This window comes from Paenibacillus sp. FSL H8-0034, from assembly GCF_038000305.1.
In the GTDB taxonomy this organism is placed as follows: Bacteria; Bacillota; Bacilli; order Paenibacillales; family NBRC-103111; genus Paenibacillus_S.
Window position 1 is genome coordinate 1,928,738 of record NZ_JBBOBS010000001.1, and the last position, 17,819, is coordinate 1,946,556.

12 protein-coding genes are annotated in these 17,819 nt (G+C 45.7%); 10 read left to right on the forward strand and 2 right to left on the reverse strand.

Annotated elements, in window-relative coordinates:
* Window positions 1-22: 22 nt before the first annotated feature.
* Both NST47_RS08800 and NST47_RS08805 read left to right on the forward strand, forming a co-directional pair.
* Window positions 23-2,407, forward strand: a complete 2,385-nt coding sequence (locus NST47_RS08800) for an RCC1 domain-containing protein (protein WP_341154791.1) — start codon at window positions 23-25, stop codon at window positions 2,405-2,407.
* 1 nt (window position 2,408) lies between these two features.
* A complete protein-coding gene (locus NST47_RS08805) occupies window positions 2,409-5,132 on the forward strand; it encodes an S-layer homology domain-containing protein (RefSeq protein WP_341154792.1) in 2,724 nt (907 codons plus the stop codon).
* Window positions 5,133-5,275: 143 nt separating this feature from the next.
* Here the strand turns inward: NST47_RS08805 and NST47_RS08810 are convergent, their stop codons facing one another.
* On the reverse strand, window positions 5,276-6,877 hold the full coding sequence (locus tag NST47_RS08810) for a helix-turn-helix domain-containing protein (protein WP_341154793.1): 1,602 nt from the start codon (window positions 6,875-6,877) through the stop codon (window positions 5,276-5,278).
* A complete protein-coding gene (locus NST47_RS08815) occupies window positions 6,870-8,654 on the reverse strand; it encodes a cache domain-containing sensor histidine kinase (protein WP_341154794.1) in 1,785 nt (594 codons plus the stop codon). Before NST47_RS08815 ends, NST47_RS08810 begins: the two co-directional genes overlap by 8 nt.
* A gap of 228 nt (window positions 8,655-8,882) precedes the next feature.
* Between NST47_RS08815 and NST47_RS08820 the strand changes: the two genes are divergently transcribed.
* From NST47_RS08820 to NST47_RS08855, 8 genes are all read left to right on the forward strand, one after another.
* Window positions 8,883-9,284 carry a VOC family protein gene (locus NST47_RS08820; RefSeq protein WP_341154795.1) on the forward strand — a complete coding sequence of 134 codons (402 nt, stop codon included), beginning with the start codon at window positions 8,883-8,885 and terminating at the stop codon, window positions 9,282-9,284.
* 112 nt (window positions 9,285-9,396) lie between these two features.
* Window positions 9,397-10,398, forward strand: coding sequence for a 3-dehydro-L-gulonate 2-dehydrogenase (gene yiaK, locus NST47_RS08825; RefSeq protein ID WP_341154796.1), 1,002 nt, complete (start codon window positions 9,397-9,399; stop codon window positions 10,396-10,398).
* Between the two features lie 176 nt (window positions 10,399-10,574).
* The gene (locus NST47_RS08830; RefSeq protein WP_341154797.1) at window positions 10,575-11,507 is read left to right on the forward strand and encodes a carbohydrate ABC transporter permease; all 933 of its coding nucleotides are present in this window, start codon (window positions 10,575-10,577) and stop codon (window positions 11,505-11,507) included.
* 11 nt (window positions 11,508-11,518) lie between these two features.
* The gene (locus NST47_RS08835) at window positions 11,519-12,349 is read left to right on the forward strand and encodes a carbohydrate ABC transporter permease (protein WP_341154798.1); all 831 of its coding nucleotides are present in this window, start codon (window positions 11,519-11,521) and stop codon (window positions 12,347-12,349) included.
* Window positions 12,350-12,484: 135 nt separating this feature from the next.
* The gene (locus tag NST47_RS08840) at window positions 12,485-13,822 is read left to right on the forward strand and encodes an ABC transporter substrate-binding protein (protein WP_341154799.1); all 1,338 of its coding nucleotides are present in this window, start codon (window positions 12,485-12,487) and stop codon (window positions 13,820-13,822) included.
* Window positions 13,823-13,975: 153 nt separating this feature from the next.
* Window positions 13,976-15,691 carry a hypothetical protein gene (locus NST47_RS08845; protein WP_341154800.1) on the forward strand — a complete coding sequence of 572 codons (1,716 nt, stop codon included), beginning with the start codon at window positions 13,976-13,978 and terminating at the stop codon, window positions 15,689-15,691.
* Between the two features lie 54 nt (window positions 15,692-15,745).
* Window positions 15,746-16,900 (forward strand): mandelate racemase/muconate lactonizing enzyme family protein, encoded by a 1,155-nt coding sequence (locus NST47_RS08850; protein ID WP_341154801.1) that lies wholly within the window; start codon window positions 15,746-15,748, stop codon window positions 16,898-16,900.
* Between the two features lie 40 nt (window positions 16,901-16,940).
* Window positions 16,941-17,783 carry a sugar phosphate isomerase/epimerase family protein gene (locus NST47_RS08855; RefSeq protein ID WP_341154802.1) on the forward strand — a complete coding sequence of 281 codons (843 nt, stop codon included), beginning with the start codon at window positions 16,941-16,943 and terminating at the stop codon, window positions 17,781-17,783.
* Window positions 17,784-17,819: the final 36 nt, after the last annotated feature.

The window sequence follows — 17,819 nt, forward strand, 5'->3', positions numbered from 1 at the left end:
TAACCAACAGGGAGGAACATACATGGCAGTCAGTTTCAAGAAAAGCTTAAGCTTAGCTATGGCATTATTGGTATTATTCAGTTTCTGGTCGACATGGACAAGCAAGGTTTCAGCGGCAGGGAATACAGCGAAGCTAGCGGCAGGGCAAGAAAACGGTCTGTGGCTGAAAAGCGACGGACGGGTGTGGGCGTGGGGCAACAACGCATACGGACAGCTGGGGGAAAATATTCAAATTTATGAGGATGGACAGAGGGTTGTAATGCCGACCCGCTTAACCAACCAGAGCAACGTAAAGGCGATCGCGGAAGGCTGGATCCATACGTTGTGGTTGAAAAACGATGGTACAGTATGGGCAGCTGGATATAATGGTTTTGGAGTAATAGGGAATGGAACGACGACCGGTGACGGCGCTAACAATGTGAGGACGCCAGTACAGGTGATTACGTCCGTGGGTGGTGCGGCTCTGAGCGATGTGGTGGCGGTTGCCGCAGGGCAAAATCACAGTCTTGCGTTAAAAAGCGACGGCACGGTATGGGCATGGGGCTCTAACGGCTACGGCCAGTTGGGGACCGGCAACACAACCAACTCAGCGGTGCCCGTACAAGTGTCAGGCCTAAGTGGTGTTAAGGCGATTGCGGCAGGGGCAAACCACAGCCTTGCTCTGAAAAACGATGGAACGGCATGGGCCTGGGGAGGGAACAGCTATGGCCAGATGGGACTCGGAAGCAAAAGCAGCCAAGTAAAAAATGCCGTACAGGTACCCTCGTTGAGCAATATTACAGCTATCGCAGGGGGGACGCGGCACACGCTATGGCTGAAAAGCGATGGCACCGTGTGGGCCGCGGGATCTGCTCAATATGGACAGACAGGAGATGGCACGAAAGGCGCAGGACAGACGAAAGATACGCCGGTGCAAGTCTTGGATCAGACCGCTGCGCTAAGCGATGTGAAAGCCATTGCCGCAGGGCATGAGCATAGCGTCGCCTTAAAAAGCGATGGAACGATCCATACCTGGGGGGGAAACTACTCCGGAGCGCTGGGAGACGGTACAACGGATGATCGGTCGAAGGCTGTGCCGGTCATTGGTCTTACTGGTATGGTCATGACGGAGATTGCTGCAACCGGAGATAGCCAGAACAGCAGCGGGCCGCAAGGAAATACGTTCGCGCTGAAGGATGATGGTACCGTGTGGGGATGGGGAGATAATTCGGCCCTGCAAGTCAAGAATGATAGTAATGTAACAAACCAGACCGAGCCCTGGCAAATTACAGATTTGACGGCGCCGGTATATCAAAGCGCGGCGATCAGCGATGACAAAAAAAAGGTAACACTGACCTTTGATCAAAGGCTGGATAACAATACGGCTGATGCGAGCTCGTTAAAAGCTGCGGTGACATTGGCAGCGGATGGCACGGCCTTCGCTGCGCTGGGTGCAAGCGATAGCGTGTCACTTGTAGGCAAAACGCTGGTAGTGACGTTGAATACAGCGCTCACAGGAGCTGCCAATAAGCTGAAGGTGGCTGCGAATACGCTTCAGGACGCTTTCGGCAACGTGTTGACGACGGATGTGACGACGGACGCGGTGCTTGGCGCGATTGCGCATACAGTTACCTATAATGGCAATGGCAGCACAGACGGAACCGTTCCTGTGGATAGCCAGACCTATTTTAAAAATACGCTGGTTCCTGTTAAGGGCAATGTTGGCAGCCTGACCAAGACAGGCTTTGAATTTGCCGGATGGAATACGAAGGCGGATGGTAGTGGCTCCAGCTACGGTACAGGCGGAATAATCGTTCTTCCGTTAATGATGGGGGATGACGATATCACCCTATACGCTATATGGACCAAGAAGGTTGCCGTGTTTGATCCTATTGCAGACGCAACTGCGGCAACGCTGACGGCAGGTTATTCGTCCGGTTCACAGGAGACATTAACGATCACTTTGAATAAAATTGAACCGTATATGCTGACAGGTCTGACAGCAGCCCTCAGTGGAACCCATGCCGGAGATTTTGTCGTTACGCAGCCATTGGATCTGCTGAATACGCCTGTAAAGGGATCGACCACTTTTACAGTCAAGGCGAAGGACGGATTAAAGGAAGGAACCTATACGGCAACCTTAACGGTTTCTGCGAGTTACTTTGATATGGTAAAGATGTCCTTTAAAACGGATTCTGTGATGCTTACCGTTAAACAGGTGGTCGTAGCTGCGAAGAACATCATGAAAGGCGATGTTAACGGTGATGGGAAGGTAACACCCGCGGATGCGTTATTCATCACAAAGTATATGAATGGAACGATCAACTTGACTGACGAACAGAAGCAGATACTCGATATGAATGACGATGGCATCGTTAATGCCGATGATGTAACCATCATTATGAACATCTATTTGGGGGTGAGGTAAGATGAACAATTCCAGACGAGGGAAGGCCAGGCATTTTTCCACCCGACTGTTATCCTTCCTTATCGCATGGTGCATGGTAGCTGCCTTTATTCCAACAGTTGAAGCCGGGGGGTTAATACCTGTATCGGCGGGGATATCGAATGCATCGGGGCATCCCGGAGATTCTGTCACTGTGTCCGTATATGCAGATCCGGGGAATGAAGTCTCCCTGTTGCTTTACAAGATAAAAGTGAGCTATGATGCCCAAGTGCTCGAGCTTAATTCGCCGAATCCAGTGACAGATAACGCAGCATCTGCTCAATTTAGTGCGGATACGAATGCCATTGGCTCGATTCAAGTAAACGCAGGATACTTTGGGACGAACTATTACCTGGAGCCCAATCAGAAAGTATTCACCATTTCGTTTAAAATAAAGGCTGGGGCTGCCTTGGGAGATTCTCCGGTCTCCATCAGCACGGCTTCCTATTCGGAGGACGAAACGAACTGGAGTGCTATTCCAACTGTGACTGCAGGAAAGGTGACGATCACTACTGTGCCAGATACGGTTGCGCCAACGGTTACCTCTGCTACCTATTCGGATACCCTGAAGGTGAGTGCGAACCTGCAATTAACTTTTAGTGAGGCAGTCATCGCAGTAAATGGTAAAAGCATTATCATCAAAAAGTGGGCTGATGATAGCGTGGTGACGACCATTGCGGTGGACGACCAGGCGCAGATTTCCTTGTCAGGGACTACAGTAACGATCAATCCAATGGCTGATCTGGAATATGGAACGAAGTATTATGTACTGATCGATGCCGGAGCGTTCAGGGACGCTGCGAGCAATGCTTATGCAGGCATTGCCGACAAGTTGGTATGGAGCTTTACAACGGAAGCTGTTGTGTCGCAGACAGCAACCGTTGGTATCGGAAGTGCGGCAGGAGAAGCCGGGCAATCGGTTGAGGTGCCTGTTACTATCGTTCAAGCATCCACAGGCGTTGCTTCCTATGGCGTACAGGTGAATTTTGATGCTGCTGCATTGGAAGTGGCAAGTATTACAGGAAAATCCGGTAATTATTTGGTATCTACCTTCAACAATGAGAATGGCTGGCTCAAGGTGGCATGGGTTGATGCACAAGGCGGTACGAACGCAATTGCTGCGGGAAGCACGCTTTTCATCGTTAAATTTAATCTAAAAGCCGGAGCTTCAGCTGGTGACAAGGAGTTGACTGTCAGTAATCAAACTGATGTGCAATATTTCACGGTTACGGATACAGCAGCAGTGGAATTGTCCAAAACGTTGACAGCCGGTAAAGTGACGATCAACCCAAGTAGCCCAAGCAACCCGGATAATCCGGGAAATCCAGATAATTCAGGTAACCCAGATAATCCAGGCGACTCGGGTGGTGATAGCAGCAGCAATGATGGTAATGGCAGCACCGGTAGCACATCGACTTCGTCATCATCCGGCTCAAGCGCATCGGAATCGGTTCGGACTGGTGTGGATGTGCTGGTGAACGGAAAGGCTGAAAATGCAGGAACCGCAACAACGACAACGGTCAACGGACAAACCGTGACGGTCGTGGCTGTCGACCAGAGCAAGTTGGAGGCCAGGCTGGCAGCGGAAGGTCAGGGCACGGTAATCAGCATCCCGATCCATATAAAGTCCGATAAAGTAATCGGTGAATTGAACGGTCAAATGATCAGCAGGATGGAGCAGCAGCAAGCAGTTATCGAAATCAGAACGGACAAGGCTACCTACACTTTGCCGGCAAAGCAGATCGATATTCAGTCCATTTCAGAGCAAATTGGCAGAACCGTATCGCTTCAGGACATTAAAGTGCAAATTGAAATGGCCGCCCCATCAGCAGATATGTTGAGAGTTGTAGCCAGCTCAGCATCTGCAGGAATGTTCGAGATTGTAGTTCCGCCGCTTGAATTTACCGTCAAAGCGGTCTATGGAGACCTAACTATTGATATAACGCAGTTTCAAGCTTATGTGGAGAGGACCATTGCCATTCCAGAGGGCATTGATCCGAATAAAATTACTACAGGCGTTGTAATTGATCCTGATGGTACCGTACGTCACGTACCGACCCGGGTGGTCAACCGGGATGGCAGGTATTACGCAGTGGTGAACAGTTTGACCAACAGCATCTATTCAATCGTATGGCATCCGCTGGAATTCAAGGATGTTGTCGGTCATTGGGCCAAAGATGCGGTGAATAATATGGGTTCCCGCATGGTTGTTAACGGTTCTGGCAATGACATATTTAATCCGGATCAGGATACTACACGTGCGGAGTTTGCGGCGATCATGGTAAGGGGGTTGGGATTGAAGCTGGAGAAAGGACCATCGTCATTTGTGGATGTGCATGAATCGGATTGGTACAGCAGCGCGGTTCAAACGGCTTATGCCTACAAGCTGCTCAGCGGGTTTGAGGATGGCAGATTCCGCCCGATGGATAAAATTACGCGGGAACAAGCCATGATAATCATAGCCCGGGCTATGACCGTTTCCGGTCTGAAGGCGAAGCTTCCGGCTTCTGCTGTTGAGCAGCAGTTCCATGCTTTTGCAGATGGAGCGGATATTGCGGAATGGGCGAAAAACGATATTGCCGACTGCTTGAAGGCAGGTATCGTGTCAGGCAGAAGCGCTAGCGAGCTTGCGCCAAAAGCGTATATTACCAGAGCAGAGGTTGCGCATATTGTTCAGAAGCTATTACAAAAATCGGAATTGATTTAGGAAGTATTTGCCAAAAAAACAAACAGTAATCAGGGTCGAAGATGGTCGGATACATCACCATCTTCGACTTTTTCTGCGTCCGCTAAATAATTAACAAGGATACCCATTCAATAATTTATGCAACGATAAATTTCTAAATACTGTTATATTCTCCTTCGATATTCCATTGGAGACATACCGGAGAAGTTTCGAAACACTTTGATAAAATAACTGGTATGATCAAAGCCGATCTGTTCAGCGATCTGTTCGACACCCAGGTCGGATTTATCCAGTAATTCTCGTGCCCGCTCCATTTTGGAGCGGTTCATGAAATCTACAAACGTCTCTCCAGTTTCTTTCTTGAAGACACGGCTGAAATGTGTCGGAGTCAGTTTCACTGACTTCGCCATCTCTTCCATACTGATTTTATCCCCCAAATGCATCAGGATATAGCGCTTCGCTTCTGCAATCTCCTTACGAACGGATAGATCGCGTATATCCTGTACGGACACTATCTTTTGCTCGACAAATTTAATTACCCATTCCTGAAGATGGTTGAGCGTATCGATCTCATAAATGGAGCGATGGAGCAGCTCCGCGTTAAAATTCGTAACAAAATGCTGAATGACATTATATTTGAGATCTAATTCTGTTACCAGATTTAACACCCAGCTCCGAACATCTTCCATCGGATACCGTTGTGTCTCGATTCGTTTAGTCCACACTGATATAGTTGCCGCTGCGTTGGCTTTGTCCCCACTTAGAATACAAGCTCTAAGATCTTGCAGGGCTTCGGAAAAATGTATAAAAATATCATCTTGTGTCGTTACGATGTTCTGTATGTAGTCAATGCGGTATTCTCCGGCATAGAAACGGAACGTTTTTGCGTCCATCAGACACCGAATCTGCTTTTTCAATGCAGCAAAGTTCTCGCATACTTCCCCGATATAAAACGAGATGTCCAGCCGCATAGTATGTCGTAGTGATTGCTGAATATTGCGTAAGTCTTGCCGAATTTCCTCATGCATATTCCGTTTTAGCGTTCGGGTAAACGGGAGCAGAAATATGAAATGTCTATCGTCAAGCGCCAAAACGGTGCTTCCCTGTGAACCGATCTTCTCGAGTGCGTTATCGACGACAAACTGCAGCATTTGCGCTCCTCCAAATCGAGCCTCTAGGTCAGCCGCACGTTCCGGCTTAGCCAAAACAGGCAAATACGGAACCTTCTCCTGAAAGCGAATACCCAGAGTAACCGCTTTTTCCGCCCACTCTGCTTCGCTCCAGACAGGCTGCTCCATCAGGGCGCGTAAAAATGTCGTCCTGATGGCGGAAAGGTTTTGCTTGACGACATCCAGAAGGTTGCGATGATCGCTCTGAGCGACATATTCCTCATTCAAGCGGGTGATCATGCTGCGGATTACATCAATTAAGTGCTCGATGTGAAAGCTTTCCTTCAGAATGTACTCGCCTACATCTAACTTTACAGCTCTCTGAGCAAATTGAAAGTCTTCGTGACACGATAATATGATCGTTTTAAGCTGCGGATTAGTCCGGCGAACCTCCTCGATCAATTCCAATCCATTCATGAGTGGCATCCCTATATCTGTAATCAGAATGTCAACCTGATGGCGAAGGCAAGCTTCTAACGCTTCCTTTCCGTTTGTACAGGTCGCAACCAGCTCGAGACCCAGTTCGTTCCAGGGAATACTCGAAGTCAGATAGTCCAGATAAAGAATATAGTCATCCGCCATGACCACTTTATACATGATGTTCCCCCTCTACAATGTTAACAGGAATAATTAATTCAACCGAAGTTCCTTGTTGAGGTTCACTGCGAATATTCATAGCAAACTGGTCTCCGTAAATCAGCTTCAGACGCTCATAAACATTGGAGAGACCAATCCCCGATGATTTTGGCTGTTCGTGATGCGTAAATTGCTCGATAATCTGCCACTTTTTCAACTGCAGTCGCTCCTGGAGGAGTATCAGTGCTTCAGTTTCCATGCCGAATCCATTATCTTCAATCACGATACGCAAGCTATGTTTCGTCTTTGTCACCTGGATGGAGATGGTTCCCCCTTGGTGTGTGAAACCATGCTTGTACGCATTCTCGATTACGGGCTGCAAAATAAATCGTGGAACCGTAAGCATAAGGTCCACATTCATGTCGATGACGGTATTAATGGGATGCCGAATCGCAATATTCATCAGTTCGATGTATTGCTTCGCTGTTTGGATTTCGGTATGCAGGGTGACAAACTCTTGAGAATTGGAGATTGCGGCCCTTAGTAGGGAAGATAGCGATCCGACTAATTCTGCATTCTCCGCGTCCCCTTTCATCAGCAGCTTAACCCGGATGGAGCCCAACACATTGAACAGAAAGTGTGGATGAATTTGAGCCTGCAGTAATGCAAGCTCTGCCTGCCGCTTCAGCTCCTGCTCGAGTTGAATTTGCTCGATCATACGTTGGATCCGGTCTAGCATATGATCGAACGACCAGCCAAGTCTCCCAATTTCATCCCCTCCGCGAATGTTGGAACGGATACCAAGGTCTCCGGCCTGTACTTTTTGGGCGACGTTCCCGAGTACTTGAACAGGCTTGGTAAACCTTCGAAGAAGATAAGTAAGGGCGATCATAAAGCCTGCCACAAAAAGCACTTGCAGCAGCAGTCCCGAACGGTAGATGTCGGTCAGCTTGGAGGTGAGCTGCTCGTAAGGAGCTACGCTGACCAACTTCCATCCGGTATGACGCAGGGAAACGGATATATATAACTGATTTTCTTCATTCAGGCGAATAATTCCAGGTGAGCTAATATCATCCATAGAGATGATATTTTGGAAATTTTGTCCAATGCGTTGTTGGTCTTTGTTAGAAAGTATCCGATTTTGGCCATCCAGCAAGTACACGTCTTGGGTAAAGTTGGTGAACAGGTCCCGTATTGTATTCTCCGTTCGGCTGACAATCAGATAGGCATACGGCTTCGAAGGCTCATCCATCAGAGGGCGAGCTACCATAAATACGTAACGCCGATCTCTCACTTGGGAGGCGAGGTAATTGGGCTCTGCTCCTAAAAACAGGGTATCGAAAGTCGACAATCGCGTAACCTGCTCAAACCAATGCTGCTTAAAAAACGATATGGGTGCAAAATCATAAAAGGAATAATCCGAATAAGCGCGTCCGTCGTTAAGGAGCAGAGTGATCTGCAGATCTTGTTTTTCTCCGGCGATTTGCTCTAACCGGTTAGTCAACTGTCTTCCGGCCGAAGGATTGGTTTTGGCTTCAGCCAAAAGTGATCTGAGCTCTCCGTCGAAATGGATAAAGTTAGTGATGGAGAGCATCTCATCGAATATCGCATTGATTTGTGTCTGGACGACATCAAGCGATTGCGATGCATTTTCGAACGTTTGCTCGCGGATAATCCTTTGAGAATAATAACTGGTTGTATAGAGCATGAATACGGCAGGCAGAACCAGACAGGCGACGGATGTAACGATCAGCTTTCTTCTAAGTGACGGTCGACACAAAAATAAACTGAACCTCATATCATTCCTCCTGTGTCGATCCCACATTCCTATCCGGGATCAGCTTTGTCATATTGAACTATTCATAGGATACTAGAATCTTGATATAAATTCATTCAACTATTTTACCGTATTCCAAAACTTTTTGCGCAATATTTTTTTTGAAAAGATAAAATCGTTTCATGCTTTTATCAGATGCGCCCCTTAGAATGAAAACATGCTTGGACAACCAAAAAAAGGAGGATTTGAATGGAAAATTTAACTTTTATAGGTTTTGGACATGTGGGCCTATATATAAAAAGTTTGGATAAGTCTAAAAAGCTGTATGTGGAAATTCTTGGATTTAAAGTAGTGAGCGAATATGTTCGTGAAGACGGTACCCTATTGTGCTTTTTAAACAATGGAAACTGCACTGTAGAACTGATTGAATTCGCAGATAAAACCAGAAGCAACGACCGCAAGGATGGCATCATCGACCATCTAACTATTAGAGTAGGTGATATTGAATCCGCAAAGGCCTATCTCGAATCAAAGGGAGTCATATTTGAAACTGAAATCCTGCTGGACAATAATTTATACGATAACGGTGAAAGATATGCGTTTTTCAGAGGACCAAGCGGCGAACGTCTTCAAATAGAACAAATATTATAATTCAACATTCGTAGGCACAACTCGGAGTTATCAACGCAAAAATTGATATTTTGGTTCGACCCCATTATTTAGAGTTGGAGGATGGATTTACAGTAGAAAGGGTGGATGTCAGATGATAAGAATTCCTTTTTCGGAGATGAAAGAGCAATTAGTAAAAGTGCTGTTAAACATGGGATTTATTGAAGAACGAGCGCAGCTGTGTGCAAAGCTTTTTGCTGAGGCCAGCCTTGATGGTGTATATTCCCATGGACTTAATCGCTTCCCAAGCTTTGTTGATTGCATCAAAAAGGGCGATATCAATATACACGCTGTACCCGAAATTGTCCAAAGCTATGGGGTAATCGAGAGATGGGATGGAAAGCTAGGGCCGGGAAACATTAACGCTCACTTTTGTATGGAGAGGGCGGTTACACTTGCCAAAAATCAAGGAATGGGATGTGTAGCACTAAAAAACACGAGTCATTGGATGAGGGGTGGAAGCTACGGTTGGCAGGCCGTAGAAAAAGGCTGCATCGGAATTTGTTGGACGAACACAGAGCCCAATTTACCACCATGGGGATCGGCTGAAAAAAAGCTGGGCAACAATCCGATTGTATTTGCCGTACCACGCGAGGAAGGGCATATAGTACTCGACATGGCCATTTCCCAATACTCTTACGGGCAATTAAATGAGGCAAAGCTGCTTGGATCGATGTTGCATGTTGAGGGTGGATATCATTTGGGGGGAGAGCTGACTCGAGACCCATCTACGATTTTGGAATCAGGAAGGCTGCTTCCAATTGGTTACTGGAAAGGATCAGGATTCGCGTTGCTGCTTGATTTAATCGCTATGGTTCTTTCTGGGGGGAACTCCACCTATGAGATTGGTAAACTTACGACCGAGCCCAGTATATCGCAAGTATTTATTGCATTTGATGTAAGCTTATTTGAACATTCTGCCTTCGTGAACCAACGTATACATGAGGTCATCCGTGACTTGCAGGGGTCCATCCCTGTGGAAGAACATGCTTCCGTGCGTTACCCCGGAGAAGACACCATGGTCAGACGTCATGAAAATTTGGCAAGGGGAATCCCCGTCGAACCCGCAATCTGGCAGCAGGTATTGAAAATATAAAATAATATGTGGGATGATTTCAAAAATATGCTCATTCTTAACAACTCCTGCATCCAAGGGTTTGAACCTCATTCCCATTGTGCAATATCTTTTGCAGAAACATAAATTTGTTTCATGCTATTATGAGTGCTCCTCTTTATAATAAAACCATACGGGAACAATGAGAGGTGGTTGTAATGGAACAAACCATGAAAAAAAGCACTACAATAACCGTTTCCAGAAGCGTACGTAAGCAAAGCCATTATGACACGTTGGCTGGGTATTTGTTTATTGCTCCGATGCTGGCGACAACAATTGTGCTCACGCTGATTCCGATTTTGCTTTCCGGAATTCTCAGCTTCACCGATTGGAACTTTATCTCGGGCATCGATAACATCAAATTCATCGGCATGAACAATTATGAGCAGTTGTTTCAAGACGAGACGTTTATCCTATCTTTTAGAAACAATATGGCATTGATATTAGTGGTTCCTGTCTCCATGTTTATTTCTTTGGTGCTGGCTGCACTGATCAACAAGGCGACGTATTTCAAAGCCTTTTTTCAAGTCATCTATTTTATGCCCTTCATCTCCAGCCTGGTTGCAATTGCCGTACTATGGAGAGTGCTGTACCACCCGAACAGCGGTCCGATCAATGGTTTTTTGCACTCGATCGGAATCGACCACCCTCCATTATGGTTGGCAGATCCGAGCTATTCGCTATTGTCCATTATGATTATCATGGTATGGACTTCACTCGGCTTCAATTTAATCATTTTTTTAGCGGGATTGCAAACGATTCCCAAGGATTTATACGAAGCAGCCGATATCGATGGAGCTTCTACGATCAGGCAATTTTTCAAGATTACGCTGCCCATGCTGTCGCCGACCACCTTTTTCTTACTGATCACCGGAATTGTAGGTACTTTCAAGGCGTTTGACCTGATTATGATTTTGACCTATGGCGGACCTGCGCGTGCTAGCTCTGTGATCGTTTTTTACTTGTATGAAACCGCATTCGTCAATTTAAAGTCCGGCTACGCTTCAGCTATAGGCATTGTACTTCTTTTCTTCGTTTTGTTGATTACCTTGATCCAATGGGTTGGACAGAAGAAATGGGTAAATTACTAAGGAGTGATTGTATGAATTCGATTCGCCTTGACCGCACATTAATAACCGTAGCCATGGCATTTGGCGGTATCGTGTTTATTTTGCCGTTCCTGTGGATGTTGTCCGCATCGTTCAAGCCTGAGCTTGAAGTAATGGCTTATCCCATTCATTGGATTCCAAAGACATGGAATGCATTGGAAAATTACCGAGAAGTATGGTTTGGGTCCTTCCCCTTTGCACTCTATTATATAAACAGCTTGAAGGTGACGATCCTGACTACACTGTACTCTCTGGTCATCTCTAGTATGGCCGCCTATGGTTTTTCCAAGGTGACGTTCAAGGGCCGCGATGTTCTCTTTCTTGTTGTTCTTACGACCTATATGATTCCGTCCCAGGCGATACTTGTACCTCAATTTATCATGTACCGCTGGTTTGGTTTATTTGATAGTCATCTGGGTTTGATTTTATTGGGCAGCTTTAGCGTGTTGGGAACGTTTCTCTTGCGCCAGTTTTTCCTGGGTATTCATAATGAGATTATTGAATCGGCGCGAATGGACGGAGCGAACCACTGGACCATCTTTTCCAGGATTACACTTCCGCTGGTAATGCCAGCTCTTGCCACATACATGATTCTGCGTTTTATATGGACTTGGAACGATTATCAGAATCCATTGATTTTCATCCGGTCCGATGCCTTGTTTACGCTGCAGCTCGGAATACGAAAGTTTGCCGACATGAACGGAGAATTTTATTCGCTCATGATGGCCGGTGCCGTATCCGCTATCTTACCACTGCTGATCATCTTTATCATCGGCCAAAAGTATGTTATAGAAGGCGTGGCAACGGGAAGTGTGAAAGGTTAGAACGGCAAAAGCGATACTACGATCCGGCCATCGCAGCTTAGGTCAGCAACTTAGATTTGCCGGTTTCGATAGATGTCCAGACAAGAACTACAGTCTTGTTTGGCGAGCTAATATAATGAATAAGGGGGATTGTGAATGATTAAAAAGGCATGGAAACAAACGGTTGTTGGAATCACAACTGCGGCATTGCTCTTGGCGGGATGCAGTAATTTGAAGGGGACGGAAGGCGTGCAACCGTCGGGTAACAGCGACAAACCTGTCACGATCACATTGCATAATTGGTATCTTATGAAGAAAGATAATTGGGACGTGGTAATTGCCGAGTTTGAGAAATCACATCCGAACATCAAGGTGAAATTTGTTTCCGCTGAAGATAACAATAGTCTCGAGTTTTTAAAAAGATTGGATTTGGCCGTCGCTGGAGGCGATGATTTGGATGTCATTATAAATAGTCTCCCCAGCAACTTTGTGCCCAGGGCTGCCCAGGGGATGTTCGAGCCACTTGATGAATATTTGAAAAAAGACGGAGTCAATGTCAGCGAAGAATATAATGCCGATCCCAAATACATGGGGAAATATTACGGGCTTCCTGGAAAATACGTCACTTATCTGGTCGCGATGAACGAGAATCATTTAAAGGAAGCTGGCCTTCCCATTCCTAAAGATTGGACTTGGGATGAATATATGGAATATGCGAAAAAAATGACGAAGACAGACGGTGCGAAGAAACGGTATGGTGCGTATTTTCATTCATGGATATATTTTTCATATGCCGCACAGGACAACCAGAAGCAAAACAGCGGTCTGATGAAGGATGATTTGAAGACGGCCAATGTCATGAACCCGTTAGTGCGTAAATCTCTGGAATTGCGGCTGCAAGGGGAAAAGGAAGGATCGGTGACGCCTTACTCCGAGGTTCTCAGCCAGAAGCTTGCATATCGTCCCCAATACTTTAATCAGGACGCAAGTATGATTCTGACTGGTTCCTTTCTGGCCCAGGAATCCGGTGGAACGGATCAAACGCCCGCGAATTTCAAAACCGTATTCGCACCTTACCCTAAGGTTAACAAAGATGATCCGATGTATACCAAGGCATTTAGCGATATATTATCCGTATATAGCAAGTCCAAGCACAAACAGGAGGCTTACACATTCATTCGCTGGTATACGACGGAAGGCATAGTCAAGCAAAAAACGTATATCCCCGCTTGGAAGAAGGCGAACATGGAACAAGTCGTTGATGCGCTGCGTGCAAGCTCGAAAAACCCGGAGATGATAGATAAGGAATCACTTTTGAACGTTCTGAAAAACTCCATCCCGCAGGATCTCAACATTCCGGTTACGTATCAAGCGGAAGTAGAGAAAATCTGGCAGGAGGAATTCGATAAGCTGATGCTGCAAGGCCAGAATATCGATACAACGATGAAGAACGGACAAGAGAAAATTCAAAAACTGATCGATTCGAAAAAGTAAGAAGTTCTTGCTTCAATCAGTGTCAGCTTGATGAGCCGCAAGCTTGATCAGGCTGATGCAAGGTTGGGGTGGGGAGTGCGACGTGAGTGGAATTGATTATCGTCTATCCCAAATTTTTGAAATTTACAACTCTTGATTGGAGGAGATACCTGGATGATTGGCTTAAATCTAAAGATAAACGTTCGAAAAAAAGCAATTGGCCAATTAGCTGCCGACAAAGCTCTAGAGCTTCCCATACTATCAAGTGGGTTCTGGTTTCACAGCGATGTGCGTGATAATTTTTATTATGCTATTCATTTGTTTGCTTATTGTGTGGATAAGGAATTAGGTTGCGATTGGAGCGAAGAAAAACGTAAGGATGCAAAGAATCTCGCCCTGGATATGATTGGAAAAGTATTGTCGCTCCAGATGAAGAATTCTTATGATCCTATGTATGGGCACTGGCCGTTAAATTTGGGCAATGATCCCTATACGGCAAAGCCCAATGAGCTTCCGGTCGAATTGATGGGTTGTCTGCTTATTTTATTTTGCGATAAATATCAGGAGATGCTTCCGCTTGAAGTGTATAACGATTGTCGCCTTGCTATTTCACATATTTATAAAAGTAATCTATATCGCCAACCAATAATCGAAATGTATCATCATGATGCCAAGCATACTTCTCTTAAACTGCTGCTTGGACAGCTATTCAACGATAGTGCATTGATGGAGCAGGGACTGGCATTCGCTAAACTGCAGCTTCGGCATATTAAGCAATTCGGATTTAAGGAGTATGGCATTCTCCCTTGGCATTGGCATTGGATCCAATCTTTCACGTGTGTGTGGGAGGTTGTGAAGGATACAGCAGTACACGAAACAATGAGCGACCTGCTTGATTATTTATGGCGGCTGCGGGTGGATTATTACTTAAAGGGTACGTGGGTAGGTGCCCATTCGCGCCAGTGGCCTCATGATGCGACCAAGGACAACAATACACTGCTAGATTATATCCAATTTGGCGATTTTCCTTTACCAAGCGAAATTACGAGATTGGAAGGCGCCGCCTTATATACGTACCAAGTTGCTGACGATCTTATACGGCTTGCGGTGGATAGAACCGGACCGATGGAAATCAAACGCAAAATCCAATTCGCAAAAGCTGACGGCATTGTGACCGAAGAAGTGCATACGTACGTATTTATAACGCCTGAATACGCGGTCGGTGGTATTTGGGAGCGGCGTAATGAGTTCGACAATGAACAGCAGAGGTGGGATATTACCCTGCCGTTAACGTCTACCCATGTACATGATAGTGTAAATCAAGCTTTTTTCTTCCATCCAGGTGCTAAATATGATCCTGGTGATGACCGTCATGCGAGTCCCTATGGTGAAGTGTTGTACCACAAGGATACTGTTATGCAAATGTGGAATGTTCCTTCGGAGGAAAAAGATGTTTACCCGAATCTTATAGGCTGTCTTCCGAAGGGAGAGTGGAATTTTGAGAACTCAAGTGGATATGGTAGGGTTGAGGACATTTATTTAACCTTTCAACTTATGAATGAATTCAAATATGAAGAAAAAACAGACCGGATGTCGATCACGAGCCCACTTGCTTCAGGTTGGAATGGAGTCATCATGGAGGCTGTTTCGTGCAAGGACGCAGCTGGTCAGGGTATTCATGATTTAGAGTCATTTACCGCAGCTCTGAAAGGAAAAAATAAATCATTGTTTACTATTGTCGGTATCAGTCCCGCATCTGTGGAGAAAGTGGCTATTTCCTATACAACCTGGCGAAACGATAAGTTGCAGTTCACCATGGACAGCTTGAACGAATGTGATCGGCTGCTTAATGACCGGCCGCTTTCTTATAGCAATTATCTGATGGAATAACGGAACGAATAACGGAACGAATAACGGAACGAATATTGAGGAGGATACGAAATTATGAAAATCACGGATATTATTACTCATGTATTATCAGCACCGCTCGATGAACCATTTGCATCATGGGGAGGAAAGACTACGAAAAGAAGTACGCTGCTTATTGAGGTTGTTACAGATGAAGGCATCACGGGTTGGGGGGAGTCGGTTTGCCATGGACCACAGCCTGCACAAATCGCAGCTTCTTTTGTGGAGTTCGCTTTTAAAACTCTGCTTGTGGGAAGAGATCCATTTGATGTCGAAGTGATTTGGGAAGAAATGTACAACTTGACACGTCCTTTCGGAGGCGGGGCAGCTGTTAATGCGATAAGTGGGGTAGATATTGCCCTGTGGGATGTGATCGGCCGTGCGCTGAAGCAGCCGATACACAAGCTGATCGGCGGAGCTTTCCGGACGGAGCTGGTTCCGTATGCTACGGGATTTTATCGAGTCGATGGTAAATCATATCCCGAGGAAGCAATTGCTGAGGCAAAACGTCATTTAGCCAAAGGTTTTAAAGCGTTTAAGCTGAAAACGGGCTTTGGTGTGAAGGCGGATCTTGAATATATATATGCAATACGCGAGGCGGTAGGGCCGGATGTGCGTATTGCGATGGATGCAAATTGTGCTTACGATGCAGCGACGGCTCGACGAATATTATTGGAAAGTCAAGATGCAAAGATTCATTTCTTTGAAGAGCCATTAATCGCGGAAGATATCGAGGGTTACAAGATGTTAAGGAACTTGACGAGTACATATATCGCTTCGGGTGAAAATACGTTCGGTAAAATAGGTTACCGCCACTGGATTGCAGGTGGTGCGCTAGATATTCTACAGCCGGACTTGTGTTCAGCCGGGGGATTTACGGAATGTAAAAAAATAGCTGCGATGGCACAAGCATATAATACTATGCTGATTCCACATGTATGGGGTACGGGGATCGGCATGGCAGCCGCTCTGCAGTTTATCGCGTCTATTCCTGCTGCACCACTTTCGTTCAATTCCGCAGAAGAGCCCATGCTGGAATATGATCAATCGGCACATCCGTTCCGTGATAATCTGATCAATCATGCGATTGTTATGTCTAACGGCAAGTTACGTGTTCCGACTGAACCTGGCCTTGGCGTCAATGTGAACCGCGATGTAATCGAGCAATATAAGCAACGGGTATTTGTTTAAGTATGTAAAATAAAGCAAATTAATAGGGAGGTACCATCTCATGAAATTTTCTGTATTTACTGTAAGCACACCGGACCTAACGCCTGTCGAATTGGTGGATACACTTAAGGAATGTGGTTATAATGGCGTCGAATGGAGGGTTGCCAAAGTCCCCCAAGATGCGAAGAATGAAGCACCCACCTCTTGGAAAAATAATTTGTGCACGATTGATCCGGATATTACGGATAAAGAACTAGACTCTCTACGTGAACTTACCCAGATCAAATCGCTAGAGGTAAGTGCTATTCTTCCTTATTTGATCGTAGGTGACCTTAAAGGCACAGAAAATATCATGCGAATTGCCAAAAAGCTAGGCGCGGGAAAGATCCGGTTAGGACAGGCTTGGTATGATCGTTCTGTTAATTATAATGATTTGTTTGATAAAGCTATTAAATACCTTCACGCTGTGCAAGAGATGTCACAATCATACGGAATCAAGGGACTGGTAGAGACTCATCATTTAACAATCAACCCAAGTGCTAGTATGGCGCACAGACTTGTAAGTGGTTTTAACCCTGATCATATAGGCATCATGTATGATCCTGGAAATTTAGTATACGAGGGTTATGAGAACTATCGGAAAGGATTGGAGTTAATCTCACCTTATTTATCTCATGTTCATGTAAAAAACGTAAATTGGATAAAGATGGAGCAGCCGGAGGATGGAACAGCTTGGGCAAGCCTTCCCGACGGGGCAGTTGATTGGAAACAGGTATTAATTGATTTGAAATCTGTAGGTTACGATGGATACCTGGGGTTCGAGGATTTTAGTCAATCCAAACCAACACGGGAGCTCTTACAATTCAACATTAATTATATTCGTTCCTTGTTAGCCAAGATTTAAGCTCAGCAAATGTATGATCCAGAAGGAAGGAGAAAG